22 protein-coding genes are annotated in these 24,818 nt (G+C 66.0%); 12 read left to right on the top strand and 10 right to left on the bottom strand.

From position 1 onward, the window contains the following. Positions 1-4: 4 nt before the first annotated feature. From sdhA to NGK70_RS10165, 4 genes are all read right to left on the bottom strand, one after another. On the bottom strand, positions 5-1,834 hold the full coding sequence (gene sdhA / locus NGK70_RS10180; protein ID WP_251973121.1) for a succinate dehydrogenase flavoprotein subunit: 1,830 nt from the start codon (positions 1,832-1,834) through the stop codon (positions 5-7). Continuing rightward, positions 1,834-2,199, bottom strand: a complete 366-nt coding sequence (sdhD, locus tag NGK70_RS10175; RefSeq protein WP_251973120.1) for a succinate dehydrogenase, hydrophobic membrane anchor protein — start codon at positions 2,197-2,199, stop codon at positions 1,834-1,836. The genes sdhA and sdhD overlap by 1 nt, the downstream gene beginning before the upstream one ends. Positions 2,200-2,227: 28 nt before the next feature. Beyond that, positions 2,228-2,629: a succinate dehydrogenase, cytochrome b556 subunit gene (sdhC, locus tag NGK70_RS10170; protein ID WP_251973119.1), complete on the bottom strand. Its 402-nt coding sequence runs from the start codon at positions 2,627-2,629 to the stop codon at positions 2,228-2,230. A 98-nt stretch (positions 2,630-2,727) separates the two neighbouring features. Next, positions 2,728-3,534, bottom strand: a complete 807-nt coding sequence (locus NGK70_RS10165) for a GntR family transcriptional regulator (RefSeq protein WP_251973118.1) — start codon at positions 3,532-3,534, stop codon at positions 2,728-2,730. 249 nt (positions 3,535-3,783) lie between these two features. Between NGK70_RS10165 and NGK70_RS10160 the strand changes: the two genes are divergently transcribed. Next, entirely contained in the window at positions 3,784-4,770 is a 987-nt protein-coding gene (locus NGK70_RS10160; RefSeq protein ID WP_251973117.1) for a malate dehydrogenase, read from the top strand. Between the two features lie 84 nt (positions 4,771-4,854). On the opposite strand, the gene NGK70_RS10155 is transcribed toward NGK70_RS10160, so the two are convergent. Beyond that, positions 4,855-5,937 carry a GGDEF domain-containing protein gene (locus NGK70_RS10155; RefSeq protein ID WP_251973116.1) on the bottom strand — a complete coding sequence of 361 codons (1,083 nt, stop codon included), beginning with the start codon at positions 5,935-5,937 and terminating at the stop codon, positions 4,855-4,857. Positions 5,938-6,152: 215 nt separating this feature from the next. On the opposite strand from NGK70_RS10155, the gene NGK70_RS10150 reads away from it, so the two are divergent. The 5 genes from NGK70_RS10150 (at position 6,153) to NGK70_RS10130 (ending at position 14,666) form a co-directional block, all read left to right on the top strand. Continuing rightward, entirely contained in the window at positions 6,153-7,193 is a 1,041-nt protein-coding gene (locus NGK70_RS10150) for an HpcH/HpaI aldolase/citrate lyase family protein (RefSeq protein ID WP_251973115.1), read from the top strand. 206 nt (positions 7,194-7,399) lie between these two features. After that, positions 7,400-7,810: a hypothetical protein gene (locus tag NGK70_RS10145; RefSeq protein WP_251973114.1), complete on the top strand. Its 411-nt coding sequence runs from the start codon at positions 7,400-7,402 to the stop codon at positions 7,808-7,810. Between the two features lie 239 nt (positions 7,811-8,049). Further along, the gene (acnB, locus tag NGK70_RS10140) at positions 8,050-10,638 is read left to right on the top strand and encodes a bifunctional aconitate hydratase 2/2-methylisocitrate dehydratase (protein ID WP_251973113.1); all 2,589 of its coding nucleotides are present in this window, start codon (positions 8,050-8,052) and stop codon (positions 10,636-10,638) included. A 214-nt stretch (positions 10,639-10,852) separates the two neighbouring features. Continuing rightward, entirely contained in the window at positions 10,853-12,997 is a 2,145-nt protein-coding gene (locus NGK70_RS10135; RefSeq protein ID WP_251973112.1) for an AAA family ATPase, read from the top strand. 13 nt (positions 12,998-13,010) lie between these two features. Continuing rightward, entirely contained in the window at positions 13,011-14,666 is a 1,656-nt protein-coding gene (locus tag NGK70_RS10130) for a VWA domain-containing protein (protein WP_251973111.1), read from the top strand. Here the strand turns inward: NGK70_RS10130 and NGK70_RS10125 are convergent. Further along, the gene (locus NGK70_RS10125; protein ID WP_251973110.1) at positions 14,663-15,031 is read right to left on the bottom strand and encodes a nucleotidyltransferase domain-containing protein; all 369 of its coding nucleotides are present in this window, start codon (positions 15,029-15,031) and stop codon (positions 14,663-14,665) included. The genes NGK70_RS10130 and NGK70_RS10125 overlap by 4 nt on opposite strands. A gap of 2 nt (positions 15,032-15,033) precedes the next feature. Next, on the bottom strand, positions 15,034-15,459 hold the full coding sequence (locus NGK70_RS10120) for a nucleotidyltransferase substrate binding protein (RefSeq protein WP_251973109.1): 426 nt from the start codon (positions 15,457-15,459) through the stop codon (positions 15,034-15,036). Positions 15,460-16,012: 553 nt separating this feature from the next. Between NGK70_RS10120 and NGK70_RS10115 the strand changes: the two genes are divergently transcribed. The 5 genes from NGK70_RS10115 (at position 16,013) to NGK70_RS26375 (ending at position 19,933) form a co-directional block, all read left to right on the top strand. Next, positions 16,013-17,239, top strand: a complete 1,227-nt coding sequence (locus NGK70_RS10115) for an IS110 family RNA-guided transposase (RefSeq protein ID WP_251969229.1) — start codon at positions 16,013-16,015, stop codon at positions 17,237-17,239. A gap of 385 nt (positions 17,240-17,624) precedes the next feature. Further along, on the top strand, positions 17,625-18,851 hold the full coding sequence (locus NGK70_RS10110) for an IS110 family RNA-guided transposase (protein WP_251969229.1): 1,227 nt from the start codon (positions 17,625-17,627) through the stop codon (positions 18,849-18,851). A gap of 232 nt (positions 18,852-19,083) precedes the next feature. Further along, a complete protein-coding gene (locus NGK70_RS10105) occupies positions 19,084-19,344 on the top strand; it encodes a type II toxin-antitoxin system Phd/YefM family antitoxin (protein ID WP_251973108.1) in 261 nt (86 codons plus the stop codon). A gap of 11 nt (positions 19,345-19,355) precedes the next feature. Beyond that, positions 19,356-19,808: a type II toxin-antitoxin system VapC family toxin gene (locus NGK70_RS10100; RefSeq protein ID WP_251973107.1), complete on the top strand. Its 453-nt coding sequence runs from the start codon at positions 19,356-19,358 to the stop codon at positions 19,806-19,808. After that, positions 19,808-19,933 (top strand): hypothetical protein, encoded by a 126-nt coding sequence (locus tag NGK70_RS26375; RefSeq protein WP_256490794.1) that lies wholly within the window; start codon positions 19,808-19,810, stop codon positions 19,931-19,933. Before NGK70_RS10100 ends, NGK70_RS26375 begins: the two co-directional genes overlap by 1 nt. 21 nt (positions 19,934-19,954) lie before the next feature. Here the strand turns inward: NGK70_RS26375 and NGK70_RS10095 are convergent, their stop codons facing one another. From NGK70_RS10095 to trhP, 3 genes are all read right to left on the bottom strand, one after another. Then, entirely contained in the window at positions 19,955-20,365 is a 411-nt protein-coding gene (locus NGK70_RS10095; protein ID WP_251973106.1) for a VOC family protein, read from the bottom strand. 5 nt (positions 20,366-20,370) lie between these two features. Continuing rightward, positions 20,371-20,790, bottom strand: coding sequence for a VOC family protein (locus NGK70_RS10090; RefSeq protein ID WP_251973105.1), 420 nt, complete (start codon positions 20,788-20,790; stop codon positions 20,371-20,373). Positions 20,791-20,904: 114 nt separating this feature from the next. Next, the gene (gene trhP, locus NGK70_RS10085) at positions 20,905-22,257 is read right to left on the bottom strand and encodes a prephenate-dependent tRNA uridine(34) hydroxylase TrhP (protein ID WP_251973735.1); all 1,353 of its coding nucleotides are present in this window, start codon (positions 22,255-22,257) and stop codon (positions 20,905-20,907) included. A gap of 114 nt (positions 22,258-22,371) precedes the next feature. Here trhP and NGK70_RS10080 point away from each other — a divergent pair, with 114 nt between their 5' ends. Continuing rightward, a complete protein-coding gene (locus NGK70_RS10080) occupies positions 22,372-24,762 on the top strand; it encodes a putative bifunctional diguanylate cyclase/phosphodiesterase (RefSeq protein ID WP_251973104.1) in 2,391 nt (796 codons plus the stop codon). Positions 24,763-24,818 lie beyond the last annotated feature (56 nt).

The raw sequence follows: 24,818 nt of genomic DNA, 5'->3' as shown, positions 1-24,818 counted from the left end.
CGCCTTAGAAGGTACGGACCTTCGGGGGCACGCTGTCCACCGTCAGCGGCTTGAGGTTCACGGGCTTGTACGACAGGCTGTTGGTGGCACTGTCCCACAGGGTGTGCTTGAGCCACTCCTTGTCGTTGCGGCCCAGCGGGAACTCGGCGTCGTCCGCACCACGCTCGTAGTCCTTGACGGTGTGCGCACCGCGGCATTCCTTGCGGGCGGCTGCCGAGGTCATCGTGGCCTGCGCCACTTCCATCAGGTTCTCGACTTCCAGCGCCTCGATGCGGGCGGTGTTGAAGACCTTCGACTTATCCTTGAGCGTGATGTTTTTCACGCGCTCGCGGATGGCGTTGATCTTGACCGTGCCCTCGTCCATCGTCTGCTGGGTGCGGAACACGCCGGCGTGCTGCTGCATCGCGCTGCGGATGTCGTTGGCAACGTCCTGGGCGTACTCGCCGCTGCTGCTGCCGTCCAGCTTGGCCAGGCGGGCCAGCGACAGGTCGGCGGCGTCCTTCGGCAGGTCCTTGTGGGACTTGGGCGAACTGCGCAGCGACTCGATGATGTGGTTGCCCGCCGACTTGCCGAACACCAGCAGGTCCAGCAGCGAGTTGGTGCCCAGGCGATTGGCACCGTGCACCGACACGCAGGAGCACTCGCCCACCGCGTACAGGCCATTGACCACGCTCTTGTAGTCGTCGCCCTTCGGGACCACGACCTGGCCGCTGATGCCCGTCGGGATGCCGCCCATCTGGTAGTGGATGGTCGGCACCACGGGGATCGGCTCCTTGGTGATATCGACGTTGGCGAAGTTGTGGCCGATCTCGAACACCGAGGGCAGGCGCTTGAGGATGGTGTCGCCGCCCAGGTGGGTCATGTCGAGCTGGATGTAGTCCTTGTTCGGACCGCAGCCACGCCCTTCCTTGATCTCCTGGTCCATGCAGCGCGAGACGAAGTCACGCGGCGCCAGGTCCTTCAGCGTCGGGGCATAGCGCTCCATGAAGCGCTCGCCGTTGACGTTGCGCAGGATCGCGCCCTCGCCACGGCAGCCTTCGGTCAGCAGCACGCCCGCGTTGTGCACGCCAGTGGGGTGGAACTGCCAGAACTCCATGTCCTGCAGCGGGATGCCCGAACGCGCAGCCATGCCCAGGCCGTCGCCGGTGTTGATGAAGGCGTTGGTCGAGGCCGCGAAGATGCGCCCGGCACCGCCGGTGGCCAGCAGCACCGACTTGGCTTCGAGGATGTAGACGTCACCGGTCTCCATCTCCAGCGCCGTCACGCCCACCACGTCGCCCTCGGCGTCGCGGATCAGGTCCAGCGCCATCCACTCGACGAAGAACTGGGTGCGCGAGGCCACGTTGCGCTGGTACAGCGTGTGCAGCATCGCGTGGCCGGTGCGGTCGGCCGCAGCGCAGGCGCGCTGAACCGGCTTCTCGCCGTAGTTGGCAGTGTGGCCGCCGAAGGGACGCTGGTAGATGGTGCCGTCCGGGTTGCGGTCGAACGGCATGCCGAAGTGTTCCAGCTCGTAGACGACCTTGGTCGCCTCGCGGCACATGAACTCGATGGCGTCCTGGTCACCCAGCCAGTCCGACCCCTTGATGGTGTCGTAGAAGTGGTAGTGCCAGTTGTCTTCCGACATGTTGCCCAGCGAGGCCCCGATGCCGCCCTGCGCCGCCACGGTGTGCGAGCGGGTCGGGAACACCTTGGTCAGCACCGCGACGTTCAGGCCCGCCTGCGCCAGTTGCAGCGAGGCACGCATGCCGGAGCCGCCTGCGCCGACGATGACCACGTCGAACTTGCGGCGCGGCAGGGAGCCAGAGTAGCTGGCGGATGTAGCGATGGACGCCATCAGAGTCTCCAGAGAACTTGCACGGCCCAGCCAGCGCAGCCGACCAGCCAGACGATCGTCGCCACCTGCAGGGTCAGGCGCATGCCAACCGACTTGGTGACGTAATCCATGAAGATGTCGCGCATGCCGATCCAGGCATGCCAGGCCAGCGAGAGGATGACCGTGAAGGTCAGGAACTTCATCCACTGGGCTGAGAAGATCGCCGCCCAGCGGTCATAGCCCAGCGGGCCGCCGAAGAGCACCTGCAGGAGCAGCACGACCGTGAACAGTGCCATCAGCACCGCCGTCACCCGCTGCGCGAGCCAATCGCGCAGACCGTAGCGCGCACCAACGACGATGCGCTTCGATCCATAGTTGTTGGACATGGTGGGAACCGTGTGGTCGAGAAAGGGATCAGAACAGGCCGAACAGCTTGGCCGCCAGCGCGACCGTCAGCAACAGGCTGACGGCAAAGCTCACCACGGCCGACGAACGCCCCTGCTCCTTGGACACGCTGTGGGTGGCATCCATCCACAGGTGGCGCACACCAGCGCAGAAGTGATGCAGATAGGCCCAAATCAGGCCCAGGACGACCAGTTTCGCGAGCGGGCTGGACAGCACCGAGGTGAAGGCCTCGAAGGAAACCTCCGAGCTCACGCTGGTGTCGAACATCCAGATCACGAAGGGCAGCAGCACGAACATCAGCACGCCGCTGACGCGGTGCAGGATGGACAGCTTCGCTGGGAGGGGGAGCGGGTACTGGGTGGCGTCGATCAGACGCATCGGGCCCGGCCGCTGCTTGAGGGTATCTGCCATGACGTGCCTTGTGACAAAGTGAACCAATGGATTTTATTGCAATGCAGCAGCAAGAAAGCTGACAAGCGCTCGCATCACGCCCTTGACACGCGCTCGTGTCAGCTCAGTTCGTTGCGATAGTGGTGCGTCGCGGTCTGGTACAGGCCACGCCGCCACTCGACTGGCTTGTCACCATAGGTGCGTGACAGGCGCTCCACGCTGAGCAGCGGCGCACCGATCGCCACGCCCAGCAGCTCGGCCACCGCGGCGTCGGCCGCGACGGCGCGGATCTTTTCTTCCGCACGGATCATCCGCACCCCGAATTCAGTCTCAAAGAGGCCATACAGCGGCCCCTTGTATTCGCTCAGCCGCTCGGCGGTCAGGCCCTTGAAGAGATGACCCGGCAACCAGATGTCGTCCAGCACCACCGGCCGCCCCTGGCTGGACAGCGTGCGCCGCACCTGCACCGCCATGTCTCCGGGCTTGAGGTCCAGCGCGCGCACCACGTCGGCCGGCGCGCGTGTGCGCCGGCAGTCCAGGAAGTGCCGCTGCATCGGCGGCGGCGGCCCGCCATCCTCGGTCTGCAGCCGCAGGAAGCGGTACTGGACGTGCTCTTCACTGTGTGTGGCGACGAAGGTGCCCTTGCCCTGACGGCGCACCAGCAGGTTTTCTGCGGCCAGCTCGTCGATGGCCTTGCGCACCGTGCCCTGGCTGACGCGGAACCGCGCCGCCAGGTCCAGCTCGCTGGGGATCGCCTCGCCCGGCTTCCACTCCCCCCCCTGCAGGCCACGCATGATCAGCGCCTTGATCTGCTGGTACAGCGGGCTGAACGCCGGTGCAGCCTCACCCGCACCCTCTACCGGCACACCGGTGACGGAGCTGGGAGTGATGGGCGCGCTCGAAGCGCTGGACGCAGACAGGGCCATGACCGTCATTGCAGCACAACCGCGGCGTGGCAGGCAACGATGTGCAACTGATGTCTTATATAAGACATAAGATGATTGACACCCCCAGGGTCAACCCCTAGACTGCGCGATACTTGCGATCCGACGCCCTCGCTGGTGCACAGGGGATGACTCCACCGCACCCGGCCTGCCAGGCAGGCTGCCGACGCCGCGCCGTCCGCTTTTCGACGATTCCGACGATTTCCCCACCCACTCCCAGGAGCCTCGCCCATGAGCAAGAAGCCCGTTCGTGTCGCCGTTACCGGTGCCGCTGGTCAGATCGGTTACGCCCTGCTGTTCCGCATCGCCTCCGGCGAAATGCTGGGCAAGGATCAGCCCGTGATCCTGCAACTGCTGGAAATCCCCGACGAAAAGGCCCAGAACGCGCTCAAGGGCGTGATCATGGAGCTGGAAGACTGCGCCTTCCCGCTGCTGGCCGGCATCGAGGCCCACAGTGACCCAATGACCGCCTTCAAGGACACCGACTACGCCCTGCTGGTCGGCTCGCGTCCCCGCGGCCCGGGCATGGAGCGTGCCGAGCTGCTGTCGATCAACGGCGCGATCTTCACCGCCCAGGGCAAGGCCCTGAACGCCGTCGCCTCGCGCGACGTGAAGGTCCTGGTCGTGGGCAACCCGGCCAACACCAACGCCTACATCGCCATGAAGGCCGCCCCGGACCTGAAGCCGGGCAACTTCACCGCCATGCTGCGCCTGGACCACAACCGTGCCGCCTCGCAGATCGCCGCCAAGATCGGCTGCGCTGTGGGCAACATCGAGAAGCTGGCCGTGTGGGGCAACCACTCGCCGACCATGTACGCCGACTATCGCTTCGCGACCGTCGATGGCAAGTCGGTGAAGGACACCATCAACGACCACGACTGGAATGCCAACGTGTTCCTGCCGACCGTCGGCAAGCGTGGCGCGGCCATCATCGCCGCACGCGGCCTGTCGTCGGCCGCCTCGGCCGCCAACGCCGCCATCGACCACATGCGCGACTGGGCCCTGGGCACCAACGGCAAGTGGGTCACGATGGGCATCCCGTCCAACGGCGAATACGGCATCCCCAAGGAAGTCATGTTCGGCTTCCCCGTCACCTGCGAAGGCGGCGAGTACAAGATCGTCGAAGGCCTGCCGATCGACGCGTTCTCGCAAGAGTGCATCAACAAGACCCTGGCCGAGCTGCAGGGCGAGCAGGACGGCGTCAAGCACCTGCTGTGATCTGAGCAGCGCGCTGCGCTGACGATCCACCTCACCAAGACCCGGCTGCCGCGAGGCGCCGGGTTTTTTCATGCCCTCACGGCATCAGGCCATCACGGCCCTGCCCTTGCCGCCACGCTTGGCAGCGTACATGGCCCGGTCGGCCAGCTCGATCAGGTCGGTGTCCGCTGCGGCGGCCGGCTCGCCGACGGCCCAGCAGTAGATGCCGGCACTCGCGGACACCTCCGCCACAGGCACCAGCTCGTCGGCGGTGGCCTGCACCACCGCCACCACCTTGTCGGCGATCGCCTGCGCACGCTGGCGCCCCGCGGCGGGCGGCAGCCCCTCCACCAGCAGCACGAATTCGTCACCGCCGATGCGGGCCAGGAAGTCGCCCGAGCGGCAACAGCGCTGGATCGCCGCCGCCACCCGCTCCAGCAGCTGGTCACCGATCGCATGGCCCAGCGTGTCGTTGACCACCTTGAAGTTGTCCAGGTCGAACAACATCACCGCCAGCAGCGTGCCTTCGCGCTCGCAGCGCTCCCGCGCCAGGCGGATGTGCTCGGTCAGCGTGCGCCGGTTGCTCAGCCCCGTCAGCGGGTCCGAGCCTGCCGCCACCCTCAGCTCCGACGTCACCCGATGCAGGGTGCGGATGAGCGGCCCGAAGAGGACCGGGATCACGACCATCATGATCAGGAACGAGCGCAGCAGTTGCTCCTGTGCCAGCCAGAAGTCGCTCAGCGGCAGCAGCGCCGCCGCGGCCAGCGCACCCGCAGCCCAGGAGAGCCACATCGTGCGCAGGCCGTAACGCATGCCGCAGCGCACGATCTGCACCATCAGTACCGGGTAGAAGGCCGCCAGCACGGCCGGTGCGCCGACGCAGGCCACGACGGTCAGCGCCGAATCGAGCACGATGAAGACGTACTGCGAAGTCACCCCCGCGCGACGGCGCGACAGCACGAACTTCAGGTGCAGCACAGCCACCAGCGTGTAGCACAGCGACAGCACCGGCACCACCGCATCGAGCAGCGACGGCATCGGCGCGCGCCAGGCACCCCAGGCCGTCACGGCAGCGAAGGCCGCCGAGATGAACGCCCGCTGGCGCGCCCGATCCCGCTCGTGCGCGTCGCGCTGCTGGGCGTTGTGGGCGCCGATGTAGCTGATGAATCGTTGGAGTGGGCGGCGCATGACCGGGCGGAGCGGGAGAGTTCTCCCGGCCTGTATCGGCAGTCCGGCAAGCCGCCTGAAGCCCGGCCATGCCGACGGAGTCACATACACACTCGGTGCATGCCTACGCCGGCCGACCGCATCGTGCCCGGCGTTCTGATCTAGCATTCGCCCGTCCCCTCCCGTCCCGCCAGTCCCCCTGTTCCCCGTTCGCCAGAGCGTTGGCCGCCCACACCATGAACACCCCCGCTGCCCTGCACCCCCGCGAAGCCCTGTTCGAGTCCGGTGAAATCGCCCCCGAGTTGCCGGTGTGCGACCACTACTGCGGTGTCGACCTGCGCATGCGCAAGAGCCTGGAGCTGCAGGCCGAGATGGGCCCTGTGTTCGACGTGACGCTCGACGGTGAGGACGGTGCCCCGGTGGGCGGCGAGGTCGAGCACGCCCACCTGATCGCCGAGCTGGTCAACTCTCCGGCCAACCGCTTCGGCCGCGTCGGTGCGCGGGTGCAGGCCATCGACCACCCGGCCTTCGAGCGCATGGTCGATGTCATCGTCGGCCAGGCCGGCGCGCGGGTGGCCTACATCACCGTGCCGAAGCCGCGTCATTTGGCGGACCTGCAGCAGGCCGTCGCTGCGATCGACGACGCCATCGAGCGCCACGGCATCGGCCGCGCCATCCCGGTGCATGCGCTGGTGGAGACCCACGGCGCGCTGCACGATGCCCATGCGATGGCGGCCCATCCGCGCATCGAGTGCCTGTCCTTCGGGTTGATGGATTTCGTCTCCGCGCACCGCGGCGCCATCCCGCACAGTGCGATGGGCGCCAAGGGCCAGTTCGAGCACCCGCTCGTGTTGCGCGCCAAGCTCGACATCGCTGCGGCCTGCCACGCCCACGGCAAGACGCCCTCGCACTGCGTGGTCACCGAGTTCAAGCACCTCTCGGCGCTGGAGGAGGCCGCCACCACGGCCTGCCGCCAGCTCGGCTACACGCGCATGTGGAGCATCCACCCCGACCAGATCCGGCCGATCGTCGACGCCTTCTCGCCCACCACCGCCGAGGTGGACCTGGCCATCGAGATCCTGCTGGCCGCCCGGGCTGCCCAGTGGGCCCCCATCCGCCACCGCCACCGCGGCCAGGACCAGCTGCACGACCGTGCCAGCTACCGCTACTTCTGGCACATCCTGGAGCGCGCCCACCGCACCTCCTTCGCCCACCGCACCCAACTGCCGGCACAGGCCCGTGCTGCGTTCTTTCCGGAAGACCACGTGCCGGGCTGAGCCCTGACGGCGCCAACTCGGCGCCGGCGGCGCAGTTCAGCGTCGCTCATTCACCACAGCGGCCCCGTCGCCGACCAAGGGGCGATGCCCGCCGAGTTGTGTCAAGGTGCCGCCATGCGGGCGCAACGGATGCATTTTGCTACGCGGCAAAGGGTCTTCGGGCCAACAATCGCGGCCGGTTTTCCACCTGCCCCGAGAGGATTTTCATGACCCGAGTGTCCCTGTCTGCCCTGATCGCCGCCACCCTGGCTGCCGCTGTGTTCGCCGGCCCAGCCCTGGCCGCCGCACCCAAGGCAGCCAAGGCAGCCCCAGCGCTGCCCGATCTGAGCGCCGAGCAGATCGCCACCAGCGAGCGCGTGCTGACCGGCACGATCGGCTGCGAGTTCAACCAGTCGGTGGACGTCAAGGCCGGCGACAAGCCCGGGTACGTCAAGCTCACCTTCAAGGGCAAGACCTATGCCCTGGTACCCGAGGCCACGACCTCCGGCGCCGTGCGCCTGGAAGACAAGAAGGCGGGCGTCGTCTGGCTGCAGATCGCCAACAAGTCGATGCTGATGAACGCCAAGATCGGCCAGCGCATGGTCGACGGCTGCGTGCACGACAAGCAGAAGACCTGATCGCGCCGCCCGGGTGACCGAGCGCACCCAGCTGACACCATGCCGACAGGGCCGCCACTGCAGCGGCCCTGTCGCTTTTTGAGACGCCAGTTCGGCAGATCGCCTCCACCCTCTTGGCAAGTCTTATATAAGACATAAAATATGGGGCTAACCCGAGTGCGGCATATTCCGCACTCGCAGGGCGAGCGCCCTGGCCAACGGTTCCCGGTTTCTTCCTCCACCCCGCACGGAGCTCCCTCATGCTGCAAGCCTATCGCCAACACGCTGCCGAGCGTGCCGCCCTCGGTATCCCGCCCCTCGCGCTGGACGCCAAGCAGGTCGCCGAGCTGATCGAGCTGATCAAGAACCCGCCGGCTGGCGAAGAGGCCTTCCTGCTGGACCTGCTGACCCACCGCGTGCCCCCGGGCGTGGACGACGCCGCCAAGGTCAAGGCCAGCTTCCTGGCCGCCGTGGCGCACGGTGAAGTCCAGGTCGCGCTGATCTCCAAGGCCAAGGCCACCGAGCTGCTGGGCACCATGGTCGGCGGCTACAACGTGCACCCGCTGATCGAGCTGCTCGACGACGCCGAGGTCGCCGGCGTGGCCGCCGAGGGCCTGAAGAAGACCCTGCTGATGTTCGACTACTTCAACGACGTCGCTGCCAAGGCCAAGGCCGGCAACGCCAAGGCGAAGGAAGTGATGCAGTCCTGGGCCGACGCCGAGTGGTTCACCTCGCGCCCCGAAGTGCCGAAGTCGATCACCGTCACCGTTTTCAAGGTGCCCGGCGAGACCAACACCGACGACCTGTCGCCGGCCCCGGACGCCACCACGCGCCCGGACATCCCGATGCACTACCTGGCGATGTTGAAGAACACCCGCCCGGACGCGGCCTTCAAGCCCGAGGAAGACGGCAAGCGCGGCCCGATGCAGTTCATCGAGGACCTGAAGAAGAAGGGCCACCTGGTCGCCTACGTCGGCGACGTGGTCGGCACCGGCTCCTCGCGCAAGTCCGCCACCAACTCGGTGGTCTGGGCCACCGGCCAGGACATCCCCTTCGTGCCGAACAAGCGCTTCGGCGGCGTCACGCTGGGCGGCAAGATCGCGCCGATCTTCTTCAACACCCAGGAAGACTCCGGCTCGCTGCCGATCGAAGTGGACGTGTCGAAGCTGGAAATGGGCGACGTCATCGACGTGCAGCCCTACGACGGCAAGATCGTCAAGAACGGTGAAACCGTCGCCGAGTTCGCGCTCAAGAGCGACGTGCTGTTCGACGAAGTGCGCGCCGGCGGCCGCATCAACCTGATCATCGGCCGCTCACTGACCGCCAAGGCGCGCGAATTCCTGGGCCTGCCGGCTTCCACGCTGTTCCGCCTGCCGACCGCGCCGGCCGCCAGCAACGCCGGCTTCACCCTGGCGCAGAAGATGGTCGGCCGCGCCTGCGGCCTGCCGGAAGGCCAGGGCATCCGCCCGGGCACCTACTGCGAGCCGCGCATGACCACGGTCGGCAGCCAGGACACCACCGGCCCGATGACCCGTGACGAGCTGAAGGACCTGGCCTGCCTGGGCTTCTCGGCCGACCTGGTGATGCAGTCCTTCTGCCACACCGCCGCCTACCCGAAGCCGGTGGACGTGAAGATGCACCGCGAGCTGCCCAAGTTCATCAGCAGTCGCGGCGGCGTCGCGCTGCGCCCGGGCGACGGCGTGATCCACAGCTGGCTGAACCGCCTGCTGCTGCCTGACACGGTCGGCACCGGCGGCGACTCACACACCCGCTTCCCGATCGGCATCTCCTTCCCGGCCGGTTCCGGCCTGGTGGCCTTCGGCGCCGCCACCGGCGTGATGCCGCTGGACATGCCCGAGTCGGTGCTGGTGCGCTTCAAGGGCGAGATGCAGCCCGGCATCACGCTGCGCGATCTGGTCCACGCGATCCCGCTGTACGCGATCAAGGCCGGCCTGCTGACCGTCGAGAAGAAGGGCAAGAAGAACGTCTTCTCGGGCCGCGTGCTGGAAATCGAAGGTCTGCCGAACCTGAAGGTCGAACAGGCCTTCGAGCTGTCCGACGCCGCCGCCGAGCGTTCCGCTGCCGCCTGCTCGGTGCAGCTGAACCCCGAGCCGATCGCCGAGTACCTGCGCTCGAACATCGTTCTGATGAAGAACATGATCGCCGACGGTTATGCCGACGCCAAGACCCTGCAGCGCCGCATCGAGAAGGTCGAAGCCTGGCTGGCTGACCCGCAGCTGCTCAAGGCCGACGCCAACGCCGAGTACGCCGCGGTCATCGAGATCGACCTGGCCGACATCAAGGAGCCGATCGTCTGCTGCCCGAACGACCCGGACGACGCCAAGTTCATGTCCGAAGTCACCGGCACCAAGATTGACGAAGTGTTCGTCGGTTCGTGCATGACCAACATCGGTCACTTCCGCGCTGCCGGCGAAATTCTGAAGGGCAAGAAGGACATCCCGGTGCGCCTGTGGATGGCCCCGCCGACCAAGATGGACGCCTCCGAGCTGACCAAGGAAGGCTACTACGCCACCCTCGGCGGCGCCGGCGCCCGCATGGAAATGCCGGGCTGCTCGCTGTGCATGGGCAACCAGGCGCAGATCAAGGAAGGCTCGACCGCGATGTCCACGTCGACCCGCAACTTCCCGAACCGTCTGGGCAAGAACACGCAAGTGTTCCTGGGTTCCGCCGAGCTGGCCGCTGTCTGCTCGAAGCTGGGCCGCATCCCGACGGTCGAGGAGTACATGGCCGAAGTGGCAGTCGTCGCCAAGAGCGCCGACAAGATCTACAAGTACATGAACTTCGACCAGATCGAGGAGTACGCGGAGACGGCCAAGACGGTGGCCTAAGAGCACCGCATCACCCATCCGGTGAACCCAAGGCCCGCCACTGGCGGGCCTTTTAGTTTTCTCCACACGTTATGAATACCTGCCTTTCAAAAGACCTGATAAAAAATTCCGCCAACAAATTTGCAGCGCAGGTCACCAGTCCATAAACTCTTCCGAGTTCGCATCATGATGGAGAACCATTCCACAGCATCTTGCGAACATTTCGGGAGAGAACATGATCAGCAACAAAATTCAGTCACTCCTGCAATCCCTCAATCAAGGGCTTGTCGATCGAGAAAATACACTGAAGTTAGCACTCCTCGCTGCGCTGGCCGGAGAAAATATTGTTCTGGTGGGACCTCCAGGGACCGGCAAAAGCTTGGTCGCACGGCGCATCGCACGGAGCCTCTCTGACGAAGGCGTCGATTACTTCGAGTATCTGCTGACCAAATTTTCTACGCCCGAGGAGCTGTTCGGGCCGCTGTCGATCGCTGCGCTCAAGGCCGACCGGTTCCAGCGCAACACTGAAGGATATTTGCCGACGGTGCGGGTGGCCTTTCTTGACGAGATCTTCAAAGCCAGCTCGTCGATCCTGAACGCCCTGCTGACGATCCTGAACGAGCGCGTTTATCACAATGGCCCCCAGGTTCAGAATGTGCCGCTGCAGGCGCTGATTGCCGCCTCCAACGAATTGCCCACCGATCAGGAGGAACTCGGTGCGCTGTACGACCGATTCCTGGTGCGCGTGTTCGTCGACTATGTGGGCGCGCACAGCCTGTCGAAATTGTTCGCGCCCACCACTGAGCCCGACCTCCATCCCGCCGACCGCATCACACCCGCCGAGCTGGAGCAGATCCGCCGCACAGCCCCTGAAGTCGCCTTCCCACCCGAACTGATTCAGGCCGTGCAGGACATCTGGGCCGCCCACCGGGAGGCCTTCAAGGAAGACCGCCGTGAAAGCTTGTCCGACCGCCGGCTGAAGAAGGTCATCCACCTGCTGCGCGTCTCAGCGGCCACCAATGGACGGCAGGCGGTCGATCTGTCCGACCTGATGCTGCTCAAGGATTGCCTGTGGAACCACGCCGACAACGCCATCAAGGTTCGGGAACTGGTGCTCGGCACGCTGCAGCGCCACAGCCGGCAGGTGCCAGCGGATCAGGTGGAGGTGCCCAGCCCGTTGGCCGAGCAGGCGCCACAGATCACCTATGTGCTGGACAGTGACGGTCGCACCTTGGTGCCCATCTCGGCAACGTCGGCGCAGACAACCCAGCCCACGGCTCCAGCCCGTTCCTCCGCCCCGATGGGCGCCGTAGTCAAGGGCTACGCGGGCAGCGGCACGGCCGATGACCCGCTGCTGATCCAGTCAATCGATGACCTGATGGATCTGACCCGCCTCGAGGTCGGCCAGCAGGGTTACCACTTTCGGCAAACGGTGGATCTGGACATCAGCGGCATCAGCACCTGGCCTGCGATCAATTTCAAGGGCACGTATGACGGCTGCGGGCACAGCGTGATGGACAAGAACGTCAGCGATCACTCTCACCGGTGGCTGTTCAAAATACTGCTCGCCAGCCGTGTATCGGGCATCGCACTGAAGAACTGCGGGTTATCGGAGGTGACAGCAGACAAGTCAAAGCTAACATCATGCAGTACGTCGGTGAACCTGACCGGAACTGCCAGCGATTCCAAGATCTCCTTCTGCACATCAATAAAAAATATCGTCGCCACTCGCGCAAATAAATGTGAAATTAAATCATGCACAAGCGGAAGATCGATTGCAGACGGAATCGAACAGTCAAGAATACACAGCTGCAAATCAAATTGGCCACTCATATTAAGTGGAGCAAAAGACTCCTCCATAGAAAACTGTATGGCAACGATAAACCATAGGTTCAACAGATCCAATCTTTGGGGTTGCATTGCGGACTACACAGACTCAACATCGATTAACAAATGCTTCACCAATGGAGGTTTATATACCACCGGATCCCTTTGCGGCATTGTGCGAAGAGCCAACTCCGGAACTATTAGCCGATGTGCTGTTGGCGCAACACCCATCACTCTTCGCGGCACCATTGCGAATGATTCATCCGCCAAACTCGAAAGAAATGTGGCCCTTGACAGCGTGAAAAGTAGTGACGGCATTAATGGCGAGGCCATTGCTGCCGAACGATTCACTCAGAGATTCTTTGAACACTCCCTGGAATGGGATTTTCAGAATATATGGATCTGGGATGACCAGAACCAGCAGCCGACTCTGCGCCATGTGGGGGCGGATGCAACGCATCTCGAAGGGCTCAACGGAGTTGAGCCCGCATCCACGAAGGGAAAAACAATCGACCTGCTGACCCACCAGGCTCAAGCCAACATCTGGCTCTGAGGCTGCAGACATCATGCTGAACCGCTTTTCGGTCCTGCCGGCGCTGGCGGCGCTGCTGTTCAAGCCGATCAAGTACTTCATCGACAGCACCTTCCGCGAGAAGGTCACGCCCGTGCCGGGCAGCGTCGTGTATTGCGATCTGTGGCTGGCGGTGGAGCACTCCGGGATTCATGTCGATGACGGCCGCATTTCAAACATCGTGGTCGATGGGCTGGCGGAAAGTAGCGTGCAACTCAGCAACGCCGGAGATTTCACCAGCAAGAGCACACTGGGCCGCAAGATCTACGTGTCCTGCGACAAGCACGGCCCCGTTGGACACGCCGCAGCGGCTGAGCACGCAGCCAGCCAATTGGGCGAGCGCGCGTTCTACGGGCTGGTGATCAAGAACTGCCACCAGTTTTCGACGCGCTGCGTCAACCAAGTGGAAAAGCGGGCGGAGGAGGACTCGCTGCTGGAGCGCATGGTCAGCGGCGCATTGAACAGGTTGACCGGGATCCTCGATGAAACCTGGGAGCCGACAATGGCGGCGCTCAAAAAGTCCGCCCGCCAGCAGCTTGGCGCCACCAAATGGCGCCTGTGGGATTGGCAACAGGACAGCGGAGCCGCTCACGAGGAAGCCCCCGCCGTTGAACCGGACTGGGAAGAAATCCATCGCCAACTCAGACATCTGCCGCTGACGCCCGAGCACATCGCCCACCTGCGCCTGCAACTCGATGAGGTGAAAGCCTATGAAGTGGAAATTAACGACGAATCTCTGCCCACCCCGATCCTGCAGCGCCTGACCACCTATCGGCAGACCCTCGGCGACATCAGCGACATGTATACGAGGGCCGAGGCATTTCTGAACGCCTGCCGGGGCGCGAATTTCTCCTATGCCGACCTGAAGGCGGGTGGCGAAGATTTCACAAAACTCGCGCAGCAGATCAGCAGCAATCCGAGGATTCAGGAGCTGGTGCGCAAGCTGGGGCGCCAGCATGTGGCCGAGGAAGTGAAACGCCAGACGCGCATTCCGCAGGCCAGCCGCAGCGAAGTCCACGGCACGCACCGCAGCAACGACCTGATGCGGCTGCTCCCCAGCGAGCTGATCAATCTGGAAGACGACGCGCTCGAAACCCTGTTCTACGCCCGCCTGCTGGAAAACAGTCTACTGACCTATGAACTGAGTGGCAGCACGTTCGCCCACGGCGAAACCACCGAGGCGCGCCAGAAACGCACAGGCCCGGTGGTGGCCTGCCTCGACACCTCAGCCAGCATGCAGGGCGAGCCGCTGCTGAAGGCCAAAGCGCTGTTGCTGGCGGTGGCCGGCATCCTGAAAGCAGAAGACCGCTCACTGCACGTGATCCTGTTCGGTGCCAGTGGGCAGATCAACACGTTCGCGACGGACGGGCACAACGACGCAGCAGGACTGCTCGCCTTCCTGCGGCAAGGCTTCGGCGGCGGCACGGATTTCGAAACCCCCCTGCAGCACGCCCTGAAGATCATCGAAACACACCCTGACTATTTGAAGGCCGACGTGCTGATGATCTCGGACGGTGATTGCCAGCTCGGACCCGAATTCACGACCCAGCTGCAGGCACAGAAACGGCAACTGAACTGCAGGGTGTACTCGGTGCTATGCGCCGGTCAGCGGGTGGCCGATTCGTTCAGCGACGAAGTGCTGCTGATCTAAGCGTCCACCGAGGCAGGAACTTCCGTCAACCGGCCACCGACCCGCACCAGCCAAGCCCGCGCGGCCTGGTCGATGTGGCGGCGCAGGGGGGCGTAGGTCAGGCAATCGTAGCTCTTGACGTCGACGGAAAAGGGCAACGCGCTGTCCTGAAACAGCGTGCCCAACCGATCGCAGTCGCGCTCGTCGACCGGGCCAAAGAGCACGAGATCCAAGTCGGAGTTGGGACGTTGCCGGCCTTCCGCCCGAGAGCCGAACACCGCCACCCGATCGATGCGCTCCACGACCGTCTGCAGGACTGCGACGGCGGCCTGGCGCTGTGATGCGGTCAGGCCGAAACGCAGGTCCGCCAGCAGAGCACCCGCCATCGTCAGACCGCGCCTGCGTCGAGCCGACGCTCGAACAGGAACTCGTAGAGCTCCGCGAAGGCGGAGAGGTAGCTGACGCGAATGTCCACGATCACCCGCTCGAACACCGCGAAGTTGTAGGTGTGCGACATGCTGTTGCGCGCATCGAGGGCCGCCTGCCAGACCTCGCCCTGGCGGATCACGCCGGCTTCGAAGGCCCGGCGAATCACGTTGCGCGGAGTGACCGGCTCCAGAACGACCCCCTCGTAGTCGAGGTAGTCCTTCATTGTCTTCCAGGCCAGCTCCATCGTGTACTCGAAGCGCTGGATCACCCCTTCCTTCTCCAGCTGGGACAGAGGTTGTTCCTGTTCGATGGCTTCGCGCAGCAAGCCGAAGGCACGGCGATAGTTGTCGAAGCGGTAGCACCAGCGCGGGGTCGGGTCATTCATGGTGGTTATGGCACGAGAGGCCAAGTCAGGCAGCAGAGTATGCTGGCAGGCCCATGGGGGCTCCCGGGGTTATCGCCGGAGATGGGGCAACGGTTCCTGACTCAGCCCCACCGTGCCACCGCGAATGACGAGGAGCTTCGGATTGGGCCGGGTGCTTCCTGACGTAGGTCAGCTGCGCGAACCCAGTCTGCGCCTGCAGGAGCAGCAATCCAAACAACAGGGCTCTGAGCCAAGAATTCATTCCCCCTCCTAACTGTCATGGCCCGGGCGGGTCACCCTGGATGATGGAAGACACTGAGGGTGTGCGGGCCTGAGCGGGTAGAGGTCGGTCAATATTTTGATGGCACTCGACCGCGATCGCTAACTTGACCCGCTGCCGACCACTCGTACCCAGGATTGCCTGCGGGCGCTGCTGAGTTCCTTGCGGAGCCCGGGCGCCCGACAGCCCACATTAAAGAGAGCCGCCAGGCTTTGTCCCGGCAGGCCGTTGGTCGGCGGCACCTGCGCGGGCCCGCACGCTTGTGATTGTTGTTCAAGCTGCAGGAGCCCGGCAATGGATCTGACCCCGATGCACAAACGCGTGATCGCGCTGGACGTACACCAGGCCAAGATCACCGCCTGTGCGGTGGTCGAGCATGACGATGGCCGAGTGGAGGTCACCAAGCGCGACTTCGGAGCCTTCAGACGCGACCGCCGTGCCTTGGCGCAATGGTCGCTGGAGATTCGGCCCGAGGTGGTGGTGATGGAGAGCACGGGGGTGTACTGGAAGAGCCCGTTTGCGGCGCTGGAGGCGGTGGGCATCATCGCGTGGGTGGTCAACGCGCGCCATGTCAAAGCTGTGCCCGGGCGCAAGACCGACATGGCCGATGCGCAGTGGCTGGCCACGCTGGCGCGTGCGGGCCTGTTGCGCGCCTCGTTCATTCCACCGGTGGACTTGCGCCAGCTTCGTCTGGTGGCGCGTCAGCGGCAGAAGCTCGTGGGCATGTGCAGCGCCGAGAAGAACCGGCTGCACAAGGTGCTGGTAGATGCGGGCATGCGCATCAACGTGGTGGTCAGCGACATCCACGGTGCCAGTGCACGCGCCATGGTCAAGGCGCTCATTGCGGGCCAAGCCATGTACGAGGTGCTGGATCAAAAGGGGCGCCTTCGGGCCAGCCGGGACGAGTTGTTCGAGGCCCTGAGCACCGAGCAGTTCAGCGCCGCGCACCGCTTCGTGGCCCAGGAGATCATGCAGCACATCGAGCACATCGAGACCCGCATCGCCCGCATGGACCAATACCTGCTGGACGGACTGCGCGCCTGGCAGCCGCAGCTCAAGCTGCTGCAGACCTTGCCGGGTATCGACATCCAGGGCGCGGCGATGCTGCTGGTGGAGATCGGCGCGGACATGGACGTCTTCGGCAGTGCCGAGCGGCTGGCCAGCTGGGTGGGCATCTGCCCGGGCAACAACGAGAGCGCGGGCAAGCGCAAGACCGGGCGCATCCGCAAGGGCAACGCCTGGGTCAGAAGGCTGCTGTGCGAGTTCGCCCAGGCTGCAGCGCGTACCCGCTGCGCGCTCAAGGCCAAGTTCGACGCGCTGGCCATTCGCAAGGGACACAAGAAGTCCATCGTGGCGCTGGCCCACAAGATGCTGCGTACCGTCTACGCCATGTTGGCCAACGGCACCCACTACCAAGACAAGGAGGTCGACTACGAGGCCCTGAACGTCCAGCGCAACGCCCCGCGCTGGCTCAAAATGCTGCGCAAGCACGGCTTCATCGCCACCCCCACCGCCACCTGAGACTCGCTTGCCTGCTGACCTTGCGGCCCCGACCAGCCTCAGGTCAGGCAGCCACACGTCCGCGCTTGGGTGTCTTCCACATTAACTGTCATGGCCCGGGCGGGTCACCCTGGATGATGGAAGACACTGAGGGTGTGCGGGCCTGAGCGGGTAGAGGTCGGTCAATATTTTGATGGCACTCGACCGCGATCGCTAACTTGACCCGCTGCCGACCACTCGTACCCAGGATTGCCTGCGGGCGCTGCTGAGTTCCTTGCGGAGCCCGGGCGCCCGACAGCCCACATTAAAGAGAGCCGCCAGGCTTTGTCCCGGCAGGCCGTTGGTCGGCGGCACCTGCGCGGGCCCGCACGCTTGTGATTGTTGTTCAAGCTGCAGGAGCCCGGCAATGGATCTGACCCCGATGCACAAACGCGTGATCGCGCTGGACGTACACCAGGCCAAGATCACCGCCTGTGCGGTGGTCGAGCATGACGATGGCCGAGTGGAGGTCACCAAGCGCGACTTCGGAGCCTTCAGACGCGACCGCCGTGCCTTGGCGCAATGGTCGCTGGAGATTCGGCCCGAGGTGGTGGTGATGGAGAGCACGGGGGTGTACTGGAAGAGCCCGTTTGCGGCGCTGGAGGCGGTGGGCATCATCGCGTGGGTGGTCAACGCGCGCCATGTCAAAGCTGTGCCCGGGCGCAAGACCGACATGGCCGATGCGCAGTGGCTGGCCACGCTGGCGCGTGCGGGCCTGTTGCGCGCCTCGTTCATTCCACCGGTGGACTTGCGCCAGCTTCGTCTGGTGGCGCGTCAGCGGCAGAAGCTCGTGGGCATGTGCAGCGCCGAGAAGAACCGGCTGCACAAGGTGCTGGTAGATGCGGGCATGCGCATCAACGTGGTGGTCAGCGACATCCACGGTGCCAGTGCACGCGCCATGGTCAAGGCGCTCATTGCGGGCCAAGCCATGTACGAGGTGCTGGATCAAAAGGGGCGCCTTCGGGCCAGCCGGGACGAGTTGTTCGAGGCCCTGAGCACCGAGCAGTTCAGCGCCGCGCACCGCTTCGTGGCCCAGGAGATCATGCAGCACATCGAGCACATCGAGACCCGCATCGCCCGCATGGACCAATACCTGCTGGACGGACTGCGCGCCTGGCAGCCGCAGCTCAAGCTGCTGCAGACCTTGCCGGGTATCGACATCCAGGGCGCGGCGATGCTGCTGGTGGAGATCGGCGCGGACATGGACGTCTTCGGCAGTGCCGAGCGGCTGGCCAGCTGGGTGGGCATCTGCCCGGGCAACAACGAGAGCGCGGGCAAGCGCAAGACCGGGCGCATCCGCAAGGGCAACGCCTGGGTCAGAAGGCTGCTGTGCGAGTTCGCCCAGGCTGCAGCGCGTACCCGCTGCGCGCTCAAGGCCAAGTTCGACGCGCTGGCCATTCGCAAGGGACACAAGAAGTCCATCGTGGCGCTGGCCCACAAGATGCTGCGTACCGTCTACGCCATGTTGGCCAACGGCACCCACTACCAAGACAAGGAGGTCGACTACGAGGCCCTGAACGTCCAGCGCAACGCCCCGCGCTGGCTCAAAATGCTGCGCAAGCACGGCTTCATCGCCACCCCCACCGCCACCTGAGACTCGCTTGCCTGCTGACCTTGCGGCCCCGACCAGCCTCAGGTCAGGCAGCCACACGTCCGCGCTTGGGTGTCTTCCACATTAACGAAGCACTTGCCTCACACGGCGCATTCTGCGGCATTCACCGCCCACACATCGCTCTGCTCGGCACGGGCCGTCGTTGGCAGCACCGCATTGGCGTTGAAGCCGCTCGCTGATTGTCATAACATACAAGCAATCAAGAGAACACCCCATGACCATCCACACCCTCTCCAGCCGCGAGTTCACCCGCGACGTCGCCGCAGCCAAGCGCGCGGCACAGGAAGGGCCGGTGTTCATCACGAACCGGGGGCGACCGGAGTACGCGCTGCTCAAGATGGAGGACTACTTCCGTCTGGCCGGGCAGGCGCCGGTGAGTCTGCTGGACGCGATGGACGGGATGGCACAGCCGGACGCCGAAGCGTTCAGCTTTGCACCCGCCGACATCCAGTTGAAGCCGGCCGATCTCGATTGAGTCGACGGGTCATGTACCTGCTGGACACCAACGTCATCTCCGAGCTGCGCCGCGGCAAGAAGGGCGCAGATCCCGGTGTGCAGCGCTGGGCGGCGGGTGTCGCAGCGGCGCAGATGTTTCTGTCCGCGATCACCATCCTGGAGATCGAGCAGGGCATCTTGCTGAAGGCGCTGCGCGACCCCAATCAGGCGGAACACCTGCGCACCTGGTTCGAGGCGGTTCGGCAGCTCTTCGCCGGCCGCGTGCTGCCGTTCGGCGAAGGGGCGGCCCTGGTGTGCGCCGCGCTGCATGTCCCCAACCCACGCTCGGAGCGGGACGCCATGATCGCGGCCACGGCATCCGAGCACGGCTTCACGCTGGTCACGCGCAACGTGGCCGACTTTATCGGCAGCGGCGTACCGCTCCTCAATCCGTGGGACGTCACGGATCTGCCGGTCCCCGGTGCCCGCGGCAGCCAAAGCTGATGTGGATCTTCCTCGAACTCCTGCTGATCGCCCTCGTCGCCGCCCCCATCGCCTGGGCCTGGAGGCAGGCGGTCAAGAATGCGCAGGCCGACCGGCGGGAGCGCAGGGACGAGGACAGGGGCTGACCCGGCCCGGCGTCAGGCGCGTCACATCTGGGCAGGCGCCGCCGCCATGTCCATCCAGAACACCTCCCACTGGTGCCCGTCCAGGTCGGCAAAGCCGTGCTGGACCATGAAGCCGTGGTCCTTGCGTTCCACCGGCGTGGTGGCGCCGGCGACCACGGCCCGGGCGACGAGTTCATCCACCTCGGCGGCGCTGTCGCAGGACAGGGCGATCAGCACCTCGGTGCTCTGCGTGGCGTCGGCGATGGGCTTGGGCGTGAAGCCCTGGAAGAAGGGCTTGACCAGCAGCATCGCGTAGATGTTCTCGGCAATCTCCAGGCAGGCCCCGTGCTCGTTGGTGAAACGGGGGTTGAAGTGCAGGCCCAGCGCCTCGAAGAAGGCGCGCGAGCGCGCCAGGTCGGCAACGGGCAGGTTGACGAAGATCTGGCGCAGCATGGCGGTCAACCCTGTCCGGGTGCGGCGCCCATCGCCGGCTGCAGCATGCTGAGACGGTTCCCTTCGGTGTCGACGAAGGACACGTAGTCGCCCACGCCGGGGATGGCCATGGGCTCGCCCATCACCTCGCCACCGCCGGCGGTGACGCGGGCCATCGCGGCGCGGATGTCATCGACGCCCATCACCACCGAGGGCTGCTGCATCGGCCAGTCGGCCTTGAACGGGAAGAGGCCGCCGTTGATGGACCCGCGCACCGCGCCAGGGGCGTTGCTGTCCACCGTGGCGGTGGTGGCCAGGATGTAGTCGCCCATCTCGGGGCCGAACTGCTGCATCTGCCAGCCGAAGGCCTCGGCGTAGAAGCGCTTGGCGCGTTCGGCGTCACGGTAGGGCATCTCGAAGTGGACGACGGGGCAAGGGGAGGTCATGGTGTGTATCTCCAGCAGAACACCACTCCATCCTAGCCACGAGTGTGGCCGCGGTGTGACAGGGTTCACACGCCCGCGGCGGGCAGGGGGTCACTCGCCGAGTCGGTCGCCGAATCAATCACCCAGCAGGCGGGCGATCAGCGCCCCTTCGGCGGGCAGGCCGATCGGGATGCGCACGCGCAGCGGGCTGCCGGGCGCCACGGTGATCGGCTCACCGTCCAGGTTGCGCATCTCGGCCAGCGCGACGTGGCGGTTGCCTGCGGGGTGCACGATCTCCAGCGTGTCGCCCACGGCAAAGCGGTTCTTGGTCTCGACCTCGGCCCAGCCGTCCTCGCCCACGCCCAGCACCTCCGCCACGTACTGGCTGCGCAGCGCCACCGAATGGCCGGTGGCGTAGTTCTGCAGGTCCTGCGCGGCGTGGCGGTCCAGGAAGCCGGGCGTGTAACCGCGGCTGGCCAGGCCTTCCAGCTCGACCAGCAGCGCGGGGTCGAAGCGCCGCCCGGCCACGGCATCGTCGATCGCCCGGCGGTAGACCTGCGCGGTGCGCGCCACGTAGTAGCGGCTCTTGGTGCGGCCCTCGATCTTCAGCGAGTCCACGCCGATCTTGACCAGCCGCTCGACGTGCTCGACCGCGCGCAGGTCACGGCTGTTGAGGATGTAGGTGCCGTGCTCGTCCTCCATGATGGGCATGAGCTCGCCGGCGCGGCGTGCGGTCTCTTCGAGCAGGTAGACACGATCGGCCGCGGGGTGACGGGGTGCGCCACCACAGGCGGCGAAGGCATCGTCGGCGCGTGCCTGCTCGGCGGTGAAATCGAAGCCTTGGTCCAGCGTGGCCACGGAAGACAGCGGCTGCACCTCGCCCGCATCGTTGGCCTCGCTGCCGGGCTGGGCGCCGTAGCTCCAGCGGCAGGCGTTGGTGCAGGTGCCCTGGTTGGGGTCGCGGCGGTTGAAGTAGCCCGACAGCAGGCAGCGCCCGGAGTAGGCGATGCACAGCGCGCCGTGCACGAAGACCTCCAGCTCGACGTCCGGGCACTCGTTGCGGATCTGCTCGATCTCGCCCAGGCTCAACTCGCGCGACAGGATGATGCGCGACACCCCGGCACGCTGCCAGAACTTCACCGCCGCCCAGTTGGTGGTGTTGGCCTGCACCGAGAGGTGGATCGGGATCTCGGGCCATCGCCCGCGCTCCATCTCCTCGCGCACCAGCATGATCAGGCCGGCGTCGGCCATGATCAGCGCGTCCGGCCGAAGCTCGACCACCGGCGCGAGGTCGCGCAGATAGGTGCGCACCTTGTCGTTGTGCGCCAGCAGGTTGCTGGTGACGAAGAAGCGCTTGCCGCGCGCATGGGCCTCGGCAATGCCCTGGGCAAGCTGTTCGAGGCGGAACTCGTTGTTGCGCGCACGCAGCGAGTAGCGCGGCTGGCCGGCATAGACGGCATCGGCGCCGAAGTCGTAGGCCGCACGCATGCGGTCCAGCGAGCCGGCGGGCAGGAGAAGCTCAGGATTTGCAGGTTTCACGCCGCGATTGTCGCGGGGCGAAGCATGGTCCAGTTGCGGCCAGGGTTGAACGAGTCTGCAAACATGAAAACAAGTCAGGGCAAGGCACAGGGGGCCGGTTTCCGGCCAGATGACGATCCGGATGATCGCGACGAGCTGGGGCGGCGGCTCCTGCAGGCCTGCGCAGCCATCGGCGTCCCCACCTGCCTCGTCATCGGCACGATCCGGCTGACACACGGCGGCGCAGGCTTCGACCGCAGCGTCACCGCGAACTTCGTCTACGCGGCCCTCTGCATCGGCATCCTGCTGCTGACCCGGCGCGGCAACTGGCGCCCCGCGGCGCACCTCCTGTTGGGGAGCGGCTGGCTGATCACCACCTTCCTCGGTTGGCAGGCCGGCGGCGCGCGCAGCGTCAACACGATGAACTACGCCGTCCTGCTGGTGGCGTGCGCCTGGCTGCTTGGCCACCGCCCGGCCCTGGCCATGGCGGGCATGACCTTGCTGGCCCAGGCCGTGTTCCTCACCAGCGAAGTCAACGGGTGGCTCCCACCCGCCCCCGTGCTGCCGGCCCCCTACGTCGGCACCTACAACGTCATGGTCCTGGGGCTGATCGCCACGCTCACGCTGCTGTCGCGGCGCAGCTACAAGCAGCGCCTGGCGCGGGAGCAGCGCTACTCGGAGGCCCTCGCGCTGCGCGAGGCCGACATGCACAAGCTGACGCAGGCGCTTGAACAAAGCCCCGAGAGCGTGCTGATCACCGACCTGAAGGGCCGCATCGAGTACGCCAACGCCATCGCGCTGGAGCGAGCCGGCTGCGCCGCGTCCGCCCTGATCGGGCGGGACGCACGCCAGTTGGTCAGCCCGCGGACCAACACGGCCACGTTGCGCTCGCTGTCGACGGCACTGCGCGAGACGCGGCCCTGGCGCGGCGAGCTGCACCTGCGCCGCGGCGACGGCCACGAGTCGGTCGAGTCGATCACCATCGCGCCGGTGCGCCAGCCCGATGGGCAGGCGACGCACCACGTCTGGCTGCAGCAGGACATCACCGCGCGGCGCGAGGCCGAGGCCCGCGTGGCCCACCTGGAGCGCCACGACGCACTCACCGGCCTGCCCAACCGCCGGGAGCTGGAGGCGCGCCTGGCTGAGCGGCTGAAGCAGGCCACGCAGGCAAGGTGCCACCTCGCCCTGGTCGTGCTCAACATCGACCGCTTCAAGACCGTCAACGAGGCCCGCGGCCAGGGCGTCGGCGATGCCCTGCTGCAGGCCCTGGCGCAACGCCTGCGCGGCCTGCTGTACCGCCACGAGCTGCTGGCGCACGTGGGCGCCGACGAGTTCGCGGTGCTCCTGCCCGACCTGGAGGCCGAGGCCGGCGCCGCCAGCCACCAGGCCTACGGCCTGGCCTGCCAGGTGCACGAGGCGCTGCTGCAGCCGCTGCAACTCTCGCAGGCCGAGCCGGTCACGGTGACCGCCAGCATCGGCATCGCGCTGTGCCCGGCCAGCGAGGTCGACACCCCGGCAGAGGCCCTGCGCCGCGCCGCCAACGCACTCAGCGAGGCCAAGCGCCACGGCGGCGCGCACACAGCCTTCTTCGAGGCGGCGATGGGCGATGCCGCCCAGCAGCGCTTCCGCGTCGAACGCGACCTGCGCGAGGCGCTGGCGGACCACCAGCTGCGCCTGTTCCTGCAGCCGCAGGTCGATGCCAAGGGCCGCTGGACCGGCGCAGAGGCGCTGGTGCGCTGGCAGCACCCGACGCAGGGCATGGTGTCGCCAGGGCTGTTCATCCCGATCGCCGAGGAGTCCGAGCTGATCGTCGGCGTCGGCCGCTGGGTGTTCACCGAAGCGGTGCGGCTGATGGCCACAGCGGCCCGGGCGGGCCTGGCGCTGCCGCTGTCGGTCAACCTCAGCCCGAGGCAGTTCCGCCAGGGCGATTTCGTGCCCTGGCTGTGCAACCTGTTGGCCGAACAGGGCGTGGACCCCGGCCTGCTGACTCTGGAAGTGACCGAGGGGCTGGTGATCGGCAACGTCGAGCAGGCCATCGCGCGGATGAAGGAGCTGCGCGCCCGGGGACTGCACTTCTCGATCGACGACTTCGGCACGGGCTACTCCTCGCTGGCCTACCTGAAGCGCCTGCCGATCTCGGAGCTGAAGATCGACAAGGCCTTCATCCAGGACGCGCCGACACACCCGGACGACGCGGCCCTGGTCGAGACCATCCTGTCGGTGGCTGCACACATGCAGCTGAAGGTGGTGGCCGAGGGCGTCGAGACACAGGAGCAGGCGGATTTCCTCGCCCGCCGCGACGCCAGCGTGATCCTGCAGGGCTACCTGTTCGGCAAGCCCGCGCCGGCCCGTGAGTGGCTGCAGCGCTGGCAGGAGCAGCAGGTCCTGCCCCCGCTCCCTGGCCGGGCCGCTGGAACGCCGCAGCCGCTGGCGGGCGCCGACATCGCCGCCACCGCCACGGCACTCGGTGCCTGACGCCCGGCGAATGAACCGGGCTGGCGCACGGGAGAAGGCCCCGATTCAGGACGTTG

Source organism: Sphaerotilus microaerophilus (assembly GCF_023734135.1).
Lineage (GTDB): Bacteria > Pseudomonadota > Gammaproteobacteria > Burkholderiales > Burkholderiaceae_C > Sphaerotilus > Sphaerotilus microaerophilus.
Note: the sequence above shows the minus strand (reverse complement) of the source record. Positions and strands in the feature narration are given on the sequence as shown.

Excerpts from the sequence above, each read along its gene's own strand:
- NGK70_RS10125 (WP_251973110.1), bottom strand. The coding sequence starts at position 15,031 with ATGGCGGGTGCTCTGCTGGCGGACCTGCGTTTCGGCCTGACCGCATCA.
- sdhD (WP_251973120.1), bottom strand. The coding sequence starts at position 2,199 with ATGTCCAACAACTATGGATCGAAGCGCATCGTCGTTGGTGCGCGCTAC.
- trhP (WP_251973735.1), bottom strand. The coding sequence starts at position 22,257 with ATGCGTGCGGCCTACGACTTCGGCGCCGATGCCGTCTATGCCGGCCAG.
- NGK70_RS10090 (WP_251973105.1), bottom strand. The coding sequence starts at position 20,790 with ATGACCTCCCCTTGCCCCGTCGTCCACTTCGAGATGCCCTACCGTGAC.
- NGK70_RS10165 (WP_251973118.1), bottom strand. The coding sequence starts at position 3,534 with ATGGCCCTGTCTGCGTCCAGCGCTTCGAGCGCGCCCATCACTCCCAGC.
- sdhC (WP_251973119.1), bottom strand. The coding sequence starts at position 2,629 with ATGGCAGATACCCTCAAGCAGCGGCCGGGCCCGATGCGTCTGATCGAC.
- NGK70_RS10115 (WP_251969229.1), top strand. The coding sequence starts at position 16,013 with ATGGATCTGACCCCGATGCACAAACGCGTGATCGCGCTGGACGTACAC.
- NGK70_RS10135 (WP_251973112.1), top strand. The coding sequence starts at position 10,853 with ATGATCAGCAACAAAATTCAGTCACTCCTGCAATCCCTCAATCAAGGG.
- NGK70_RS10160 (WP_251973117.1), top strand. The coding sequence starts at position 3,784 with ATGAGCAAGAAGCCCGTTCGTGTCGCCGTTACCGGTGCCGCTGGTCAG.
- NGK70_RS26375 (WP_256490794.1), top strand. The coding sequence starts at position 19,808 with ATGTGGATCTTCCTCGAACTCCTGCTGATCGCCCTCGTCGCCGCCCCC.
- NGK70_RS10100 (WP_251973107.1), top strand. The coding sequence starts at position 19,356 with ATGTACCTGCTGGACACCAACGTCATCTCCGAGCTGCGCCGCGGCAAG.
- sdhA (WP_251973121.1), bottom strand. The coding sequence starts at position 1,834 with ATGGCGTCCATCGCTACATCCGCCAGCTACTCTGGCTCCCTGCCGCGC.
- NGK70_RS10105 (WP_251973108.1), top strand. The coding sequence starts at position 19,084 with ATGACCATCCACACCCTCTCCAGCCGCGAGTTCACCCGCGACGTCGCC.
- NGK70_RS10080 (WP_251973104.1), top strand. The coding sequence starts at position 22,372 with ATGAAAACAAGTCAGGGCAAGGCACAGGGGGCCGGTTTCCGGCCAGAT.
- NGK70_RS10150 (WP_251973115.1), top strand. The coding sequence starts at position 6,153 with ATGAACACCCCCGCTGCCCTGCACCCCCGCGAAGCCCTGTTCGAGTCC.
- NGK70_RS10155 (WP_251973116.1), bottom strand. The coding sequence starts at position 5,937 with ATGCGCCGCCCACTCCAACGATTCATCAGCTACATCGGCGCCCACAAC.
- NGK70_RS10130 (WP_251973111.1), top strand. The coding sequence starts at position 13,011 with ATGCTGAACCGCTTTTCGGTCCTGCCGGCGCTGGCGGCGCTGCTGTTC.
- NGK70_RS10120 (WP_251973109.1), bottom strand. The coding sequence starts at position 15,459 with ATGAATGACCCGACCCCGCGCTGGTGCTACCGCTTCGACAACTATCGC.
- acnB (WP_251973113.1), top strand. The coding sequence starts at position 8,050 with ATGCTGCAAGCCTATCGCCAACACGCTGCCGAGCGTGCCGCCCTCGGT.
- NGK70_RS10110 (WP_251969229.1), top strand. The coding sequence starts at position 17,625 with ATGGATCTGACCCCGATGCACAAACGCGTGATCGCGCTGGACGTACAC.
- NGK70_RS10095 (WP_251973106.1), bottom strand. The coding sequence starts at position 20,365 with ATGCTGCGCCAGATCTTCGTCAACCTGCCCGTTGCCGACCTGGCGCGC.
- NGK70_RS10145 (WP_251973114.1), top strand. The coding sequence starts at position 7,400 with ATGACCCGAGTGTCCCTGTCTGCCCTGATCGCCGCCACCCTGGCTGCC.